The sequence below is a fragment of the Sunxiuqinia sp. A32 genome, assembly GCF_052690465.1.
The window spans coordinates 290,823-299,980 of record NZ_JBQYLI010000003.1; the positions used below are offsets into that span (position 1 = coordinate 290,823).

5 protein-coding genes are annotated in these 9,158 nt (G+C 34.3%); 1 reads left to right on the top strand and 4 read right to left on the bottom strand.

The window, feature by feature from the left end:
- Positions 1–106: 106 nt before the first annotated feature.
- From ACUNWD_RS04570 to ACUNWD_RS04585, 4 genes are all read right to left on the bottom strand, one after another.
- Positions 107–1,780 (bottom strand): RagB/SusD family nutrient uptake outer membrane protein, encoded by a 1,674-nt coding sequence (locus ACUNWD_RS04570; protein ID WP_445586594.1) that lies wholly within the window; start codon positions 1,778–1,780, stop codon positions 107–109.
- A 5-nt stretch (positions 1,781–1,785) separates the two neighbouring features.
- Entirely contained in the window at positions 1,786–5,157 is a 3,372-nt protein-coding gene (locus ACUNWD_RS04575) for a SusC/RagA family TonB-linked outer membrane protein (protein ID WP_445586595.1), read from the bottom strand.
- 153 nt (positions 5,158–5,310) lie between these two features.
- Complete coding sequence (locus tag ACUNWD_RS04580; RefSeq protein WP_445586596.1) at positions 5,311–6,342, bottom strand: FecR family protein; 1,032 nt, start codon at positions 6,340–6,342, stop codon at positions 5,311–5,313.
- A gap of 87 nt (positions 6,343–6,429) precedes the next feature.
- Complete coding sequence (locus tag ACUNWD_RS04585; protein WP_445586597.1) at positions 6,430–7,008, bottom strand: RNA polymerase sigma-70 factor; 579 nt, start codon at positions 7,006–7,008, stop codon at positions 6,430–6,432.
- 1,864 nt (positions 7,009–8,872) lie between these two features.
- On the opposite strand from ACUNWD_RS04585, the gene ACUNWD_RS04590 reads away from it, so the two are divergent.
- The gene (locus ACUNWD_RS04590; protein ID WP_445586598.1) at positions 8,873–9,148 is read left to right on the top strand and encodes a helix-turn-helix domain-containing protein; all 276 of its coding nucleotides are present in this window, start codon (positions 8,873–8,875) and stop codon (positions 9,146–9,148) included.
- Positions 9,149–9,158: the final 10 nt, after the last annotated feature.

The window sequence follows — 9,158 nt, forward strand, 5'->3', positions numbered from 1 at the left end:
TTATGTACATTATTATATATATGATCATAAGTATTTTGAGAGATAGAGTATCATTGGGTGATTCAGATCTTTTCTGAATCACCCAACATAGGCTTAAATATCAATATTAATATCCTGGATTTTGAACTAACAAATCATTTACGTCCATCTCGTCTTGAGGTATCGGCCACAAATAGTTCCTCTCTATATCAAATGCTCTAATCTCAACAACCCTAAGCATATCACCTATGGAAGAATAGTCGCGATTACCGTATTCATCAAATACAGGATTCCCCATATCTGCATAACTATATCCTTCTAGCGGGCGACCATAAAGGGGGCCTGGCATAACGTTTTCTGCAATTCCCCAACGTCTTATGTCTTGTAAACGAAAGCCTTCCATTGCTAATTCAATTTTTCTCTCTCTTCTAATGATTTTCCTCATCTCGGCTTGAGATTTTCCTCCAGAAATTGGTGGCATCTGCACACTCTCCCTTCCACGCACGCTATTAATTGCATTTAAGCAATCTTGATCAATCTCATTTAATTCAATCTTTGCTTCAGCAAAGTTCAGTAGAACCTCGCCTAGTCGTATCATAATGAAATTTAGAGATGAATTATTTCTATAATCAGGAAAATCAATAGGATCTGCCATCTTTTTCCAACAATACCCAGTGAATGTAGCATATGGGTTCAACGCATCTTGATTGGAAATTCTTTTTGGTGGATCAACATTATAATCCCAACATTTGACACTATCTCTGTTCGTTTCAAATTGGAAACCTAAAAATATATCTCCAGGAGTTGCAATTGATTGCTTTAATCGAGGATCTCTATTTTCAAAAGGATGAGCTGGATCAAATAAAGGTGATTGTTCAATAGTCATACCATCAATACATTCATAAGAATCGACCATCGATTGAGTTGGAACTTTAGTGCTTGTACATTTAGCATTTCTAGAACTAACAGAATATGCCATTCTTGAACGCTGTATTCCGTACTCATACATAATCTCAAAAATGACTTCTGAACAACTCTCTCCTTCATATTGAAATAATCCTCTATAGTTAGGATAAAGTTGGTATATCCCAGAATCAATAATTTTCTTTGCAGCAGTGGCAGCAATATCATACCTTCCGGCATATAAAGCAATTCTTGACTTTAATGCCAACGCTGCTCCTTTTGTTGCTCGTCCTGTCTGATCATTACTCCAACTTTCTGGCAACTCCTCAGAAGCCAAATCCAAATCAGCAAGAATGAAGTCAATAATTTCATCCTTGTTGGTACGAGAAACCTTATTTTCTGTAATACCAAGAGTTGATGTTACCAGTGGAACGTCTCCCCATAATGATACTAACTCGTTATACCAAAAAGCTCGTAAGAAGCGTGCTTGTCCGGTAACATGATTGATCACTTCAGATGATGCATTCTCCACTCTGTTTATATTCTCAAGTATGAAATTACATCTTGAAATGCCTCTGTAATTGTGAGACCATACGGTCCCTAATGTTCCGTTTGCTGAGTTTACACTTCCATTTCCTGTATTTGTAAAAGTACTCGATCCTCTATCCCAACTTATATCTGTTCCACAATCAAGTATATATTCCCATTGACCAGAAGCACTAATCTCATTTAGCCACAAATTTTCATAAACACCATTTATTGCTAATATAAGTTCTTTTTCTGTTTTTAGAAATGTAACATTAGATGGACCATCCAATGGGGCTTTCTCTAAAAAATCTTGACATGAATATATCGTTAGAATAAGTATAGAGATTATTAATAATTTTGTCTTTTTCATGACGATTAAAATTTTGCATTAATTCCAAAAGTGAAGGTTTTTACAATCGGGTAGAACCATGAAGATCCATTTGGAGATTCTACATCAAAACCACGTAGAAAATTATCAATTGTCAATAGGTTCTGACCACTAAAATAGATTCTGAAATTATCTATAAATACATTATTTAACATTTTCGGGGGAATAGTATATCCAAATTGGATGTTTTTCATCCTCACATAAGCCGCATTAAATATCCAATAATCAGATACTTGTTCATTATTTGGATAATTAAAGGTTAGACGTGGATAAGTAGCATTTGTATTCTCTGGAGTCCATCTGTTCTCCGCTTGCCACTTATAGATTGTACTTCCCGTGTTAAAAGACCAGACTCCATTTCCGTACCTAAGTCCTTCCGCTTTCCCAACACCTTGAAAAAATACATTAAAATCAAATCTTCGATATGATGCCCCTAAATTTAAGCTATATGTATAGCGAGGAATAGATGAACCAAGTATTACCCTATCTCCATCAGCGGTTATTATACCATCACCTTGATCAGGAATACCATCACCATCGGTATCTAATGTTAATTGATCAACATACTTAATGTCGCCCGGAGCTACTATTCCACCGAATTGTTTTGCATGCTCCACAACTTCTTGGGAAGTTTGAAATAATCCCTCTGTCTGGTAGCCATAGAACGCATCTATTGGAGCACCTTCTTTTCTTATTGAACCCGATGAAATGTATGGACCAGTATCTTTAAGATCAATTATTTCATTTTTCACATCAGACAAAGACAATTGAACTTTGTATTTAAAATCATTTATAGTATTGAAATGAGTCAAACTTACATCCCATCCGGTATTTCTAACTTTTCCAGCATTTTGATAAGGAGCTGTTAAGCCAACAGTTGCGGGAATAGGTAAACGTAGTAAAATATCATTTGTATTCTTTATATAGTAATCAGCTGTAACTACAAATTTTGTAAGAAAAGAGAAATCTACACCAACATTCAGCATTTCAGTTGTCTCCCAGGAAATGTCAGTATTACCAAGAGCAGTCAAAGCAGCCCCAGGTACCGCCGCGTTATTTAAAATATATCCTTGAGTGAGATCAACTGATGAAGAAAATGGATATTCTCCAATATTTTGATTTCCTAATTCTCCCCAAGAAATTCTCAGTTTTAAATTATCAATGGAATCATCTGCCTTCAAAAAGCTCTCCTCGGAAATCCGCCATCCTGCAGAAAAAGAAGGAAACCATCCGTACTTATTTCCAGAAGCAAAACGAGAAGAACCATCATACCTCAAATTAGCTTCAAATAAATATTTCCCATCAAAATTATAATTTAACCTTCCAAAATAAGAACGCAACGAATATTCATGAGAAGATCCCTCCGCTTTTTGGTTTATTTCAGAACCTAAACTGAGTAACTGATATTCTTCTAACTGAAAATCCTCTCTTCGCCCCTGAAATGATTCATAGATATACTCAATTTGTTCAAATCCAGCTAGAAATTTTAAATTGTGATGAGATAAATTCTTTTCATAATTTAACAACGCTCTAATATTATCAGTTTTAGTTCGAGTACTTCGTTGAAGTAGAGAACTCATATTTGGAGCGGTATAGGCAAGATCACCATTCCCATAATATGTATCTATAGTATTTGTAAATTCTTTCAGATTACCATAGTAGAATTCTGGAGCATACATAAAATTAATATCCATACCGCTTATGGGCTGCCATTCTCCCTGCAGATTAATGGTAGTTGTATACATCTGATTGTTATTCTTACCTGAAGAATTTGCATAAGATATTGGGTTTATTCCCAGCCAACCTTGCCCATATTTACCATCTGACAATAGACCTTCTTGATTTCTAGGAATACGTCCATTCATATATTGAAAGATAGTATTTATACCTCCAGAAGGTTCATATTTTAATTCATCGCTAATTCTTATATCAAATTTAAAATTTAAGTTTTTTAATGCCTGCAAATCCGTATTCAGCCTCAACGAATTTCTATTATACCCGGTATTAGGAATTAATCCATTTTGCTTTAAATGAACCACTGATCCCCTGAATTTTATCAAATCGGATCCTCCTGATAGTTCAACTGAATGATTTTGCATCATACCATCATTGGTCAATGTTAAATCCTGCCAATCTGTATCCGGATATAAATCGCTTGGAGCATTTTGTCTATATTCTTCGATATAACTTTCTTGAAACGTAGGAGTCTGCCCCATATTGGTGTTAGCTTCATTTAACAATAACATATGATCAAGTCCACTAACCAATTCTGGTAAATTCGTAGGATTCTGCCAACCAACATAACCATTGTAACTAACAGTTATTTTTTTACTTTCTCCTCGTTTTGTAGTAATAATAATAACGCCATTTGCAGCTCTAGATCCATAAATCGCAGCAGACGAAGCATCTTTCAATATTGAGATATCTTCAATATCGTTGGGATCGACATTATTGATTTTACCTTCAATTCCATCTATTAAAACAAGAGGACTTTGCCCGGCAGTGCCAAGTGTTCCAATTCCACGAATTCGAATAGTACCTCCATCAGCACCTGGTTGTCCCGAATTCTGTGTAATTGTTACGCCAGGTGCAACTCCCTGCAATGCCATAGAAGTTTGGCCAACCGGCTTCCAATTTATTTCTTCACTATTAACAGATTCTACTGCTCCAGTAAGATTAACCTTCTTTATGGTACCATATCCAATCGCAACTACCTCTTCAATCCCAATGGCATCTTCAACGAGCACAACATCAATAAGAGTCTTCCCACCAACAGATATTTCCTGTGTCCTCAAGCCAACAAATGAAAAAACAAGAGTTGCATCCGCTGGAACATCAGCAATTGAATAATTACCATCTACCCCAGTGATTGTTCCATGGGTGGTACTTTTTATTACTACAGTTACTCCTGGAAGTGGAGAACCAGATGAGTCACTAACTTTACCAGTAATACTGGTCTGCTCCTGAGTGGAAAAAACGTTATCCTGTTGAGATAGAGAAGAAAGAACAATCTGACGATCGTAAATTTTATAGTCTATTCCAGTTTTCATGAACAACAAATTCAAGATTTCATCAATTGTTTTGTTTTCCACCTCAAAATCAAATCTTTTGGATAGATCAATTAGTTGATTATTAAACATGAAATAGTAATTTGAGTTATCCTCAATTGTATTAAGGATCTCACCCAAAGAAGCATTTTTTAATTGAACAGTAAGCTTTGTTTCCTGAGAATGGCCAATACTGGCTATTACCGTAGCTACAGAAAAAACGATAAGGAAAACAGTTAGCTTCATAACTAAAAATAATTGTTTGTACGCAATGGAACTACGTTCCTTTACGAGTGTTAATTTTTTTTTCATAAATTTGAACTGATTACATTAATACTAATTGTCTCTCTCTTTGTCATGACTGGGAGACAATAAATTAATTTTACAGCAGGATTGTGGAACCAACACTTTCCTGCTTTTTTGTTTTAATGATTTCGCATAGGTTTCTTTTTAAGATGTCAACTTTTATAATTTATATTTCACATTTATCTCAATTCTGACCTTTGCAACGGTATCATCCTTTTGTCTTTTACCGGGAAATATGTTGTACTTTAAAGGAGAAGAAAAGCATAACATATCCAGGGCTTGCTGAATCGTCTCATTTCGAAAAATGGCTGTAAATCTATATTTTAACAACTCAGGATTTTTCAATTCAATGTCAACATTGTACCATCTTTCCAGTTTTGAAACAACTTCCTTCATTGGAGTATCCTTGAAAATTAATTTTCCTTCTCTCCAAGCTGAGAACTGCCTTACATCTACATCGGATACTATCAATTTTCCATGATCAAATAGTGCTCGTTGCCCCGGATCCATCTTTAAAACTGGAAGATTATCCGATAGCCCAACTTGAAACAGCTGAATAGCACCTTCTTCCAAAGTTGTCTCAAATTCGTCATCCGCAGAAGCAAAAACATTAAACTGTGTACCAACAGCCCTAATAGTATATTGATTTGTAACGACATCAAAAGGTCTTGATTTATTTGCGACAACATCAAAGAAAGCCTCACCATCTAAAAAAACTGTCCTCTTGCTATGATTGAAGTCTGGTCCATATTTTAATTTACTCCCAGAGTTTAACCATACTACAGAACCATCAGGAAGCATCACTGTTGATCGCGTGCCGTACGATGCAACAAATTCTTGCCCCACTGATCTTCCTTTTTCGAAATTAAAGTATAATAGATAAGCAGATAGTATTAAGGCAGGTAAAATAAGAATTGCAGCTGCCCGCTGAAAATAACTCAAATAAATCTTCCACTTGTTCTCAGATTCTTCAATCCTGGAATTTATTTTCCCCCTTGCTTTTAACTTATCGATCTTCTCCATTTGATCCAATCGTTCAGATAAATTCCAAAGAATCTCGTAGTGATCCAGTTCCTTTTTACTTACATCAGATTGGTTAAAGCAGGTAGTTATTTCATCAGCTTCTTTGCCTGACAATTCTCCGTTCAGATAGGCTACTAATTTTTTTATAGAAAGATTTCTAAGTGACATTTTTACTGCTTTACGGAATAACAGACAACTCAACTTGTGCTACCCCCCACGCAGTAAAAAAAAAAATGAAAAAATGACTGTTCTTTTTCAGGAAAGGTACATAAGGAACAGAGGTAAAAAGTCTTTTAACTCTTTCCTTAAAACCTTTAATGCTTTGGTAATCTGATTTTCAACGGTTTTTTCCGTAATCTCTAATTTTTCAGCTATTTCTTTATTTTTTAGATTCTCAAATCGGCTTAACTCAAAAACCTCACGACACCTTGGAGGTAACTTTGACATAGCTTGATTAAGAACATGACGAAGTTCTGATTCATTATATAAACTCCATTGTTCTTCGAAAAGATTATTTTGCTGAATTAAATAGTTTTGACGATAGTTACGCTCAATTTTTTTATGTTTTAGCAAGTTCAGACATTGGTTATATACAGTTTTATACAAATAAAAACGAACAGAACTCTCAATTTTAATATTTTGTCGTTTTTCCCAAAACCTTACAAAAACATCCTGTACTACTTCTTCTGATGCACTTAGATCTCCAATGTAATTTTTAGCATAAATGCACAATCCAGAATAATAATAATCAAAGAAATAGTTAAATGATTCTTTATTACCTGCTTTCATTTCAGCAAATAAATGTAATTCTCTATTTCTAAGTAATTGGTTCACTCTGTCAGATCTCTGCTTTAAAATTAATCATATTTGAAGGGAGATAAAACTATCATACTAGATTTATCTATTAAACTAACTTTAACTATTAAAAAATAATGATGTGTACTAATCCTACTTTTGCACATATGTATGCAAATACTGTATAGAAAACTTGCAAATATGTAAATTTTAAAACAATATGCAAATCAAGCCAAGTTCTGACCCCTTATTTATTATCTTTTAAAGACTTCACACACAGCACATATCTGAATACTTATCATAATTACTAAAAGAAATATTCACAATCGAGTTCAAACTATTAAACCTATTCAGTATTTCTCTTCATACATTTATATTAGCTCTATGAACAACATACAGCTATCCAAAAGGATACTTGAGCTTGGGTGGGGTTCCTAGAACAGCTAAAACTATTGCCAGCGTCGTTATACGAAACTCTGTATCTATCCTTAATGAGAAAAAATTCCCTAGAACGCTACCAGTTCTCGCATTATATATCGGATAATCAATATGTAATAGCACCCGTTATATAAGGACAGCTAGTCACGGTATAAACTACCCCATTTATAACAAAGTCGATTATAATTCATATAGCCATATCAAAGCCGGGGAGTGTTTCCCCACTCAGAAAATGCTCAAAATATAACATACTACCTCTATGGGCGCACGACACATTCGTTAAACAAATTCAGTATAACAGTTGCAATTACATTCTATCTATGTGAAAAATAACTATTTCATCAAAAAAAACATGGAATAAACAACATGAACTGTGCATTTAAGAGACAATTCTTTGCAATTTTAATGGTACTAGAAATTCCAAATGTCGGCTTTACATTAACGAGAAGAGTTATTTTTTGAGTTGAACTGATTTCGGTGCAAAAAGACGCCTTCTGAAGCTACACTCATTTTTGAAAGACACAATCGGATATAGAGCTCTGAAAAGTATGATGAGGTTCCTTTATTTTCCAGCTTATCCGATAGTACTTTATATTTTAAATTCGATAATAAAGAACATAGCAAAGTTCGTGAAGCTTCTACGTAACAATAAATCTGACTTTATCCCAATGTCGGCTTTACATTATATGTGTGAGAAATTATTTCCCTTTTCACAAAATGGCTAAAATAGAAATTATAAAACATCAAATGAGGCCGATAATCGCACCATATTGGAATTAAAACTTCCTAAACCACCTCAATTTACATATGAACCCACTCCTTCAAAACTACGATAATGGGATTGAAATAAAATGAGGTGTGTAAAAATGGGTCTCGGACCCTATTCCCCTTCAAATAAAAATTGGGAATGAAATATTGCAATAGCTGCTTTAACTCAGACAATCTTTACGAGTAGTAGAGAATAGGATAAATTTCAGAAACCATTAAATAAAATGATCATCCTTCTAAGAAAAGTAATTCACAAAAGATTTTAGGAAAGAAAGATCACACCTTGCATTAGTTATTTACATGAATACATCAATAATAAAGCTAAGAAAAGAGTAAACGAAGGAAAGCAGAAGTAATCCGTGTATTGAACAAGAAGCAAGCAAAAAATGGATTAAAATGTAGGAAAAGGTTGAGTAATATATTAAAACTAGGCTTTGGAAGATGATAAATACCGACTAGAAAAAATTCTATCAAGAATGCACAATATATATAAAAACACCCGGGGGATCTTTTCCCAAATGCATAAAATTGGATTATCACCCATAGCGTATACTATCTCACTCAATATACTGAATTTTGTAGGTCAATATTCACAGTTTTGCCAAGATCATATTTTATTATGTTTTTTTGAGGTACATATCGATTCCTTTCATTAATTTAGTCAAAAATTGTCAAGTCACTTTAAGAATAAATATCAATGATCGGTGATAAGATTCGTCAACTACGAGAACAAGAAAACATCCTGCTTCGACAGTTAGCTGCTAAGTTGGACATGGACACAGCACTACTCAGTAAAATGGAACGTGGTGACCGATATTTCAGAAAGGAAGACATAGTAACCCTTGCAAAAATCTTTAAGCAACCGAAAAAGGAACTGCTCACCCTTTGGTTAGCAGATAAAGTACTAAAGACAATTAAGGATGAAGAACAAAAAGAAGAAGCACTGAAATTAGCATTAAAATCACTAAAGTAAACCCAGAGCC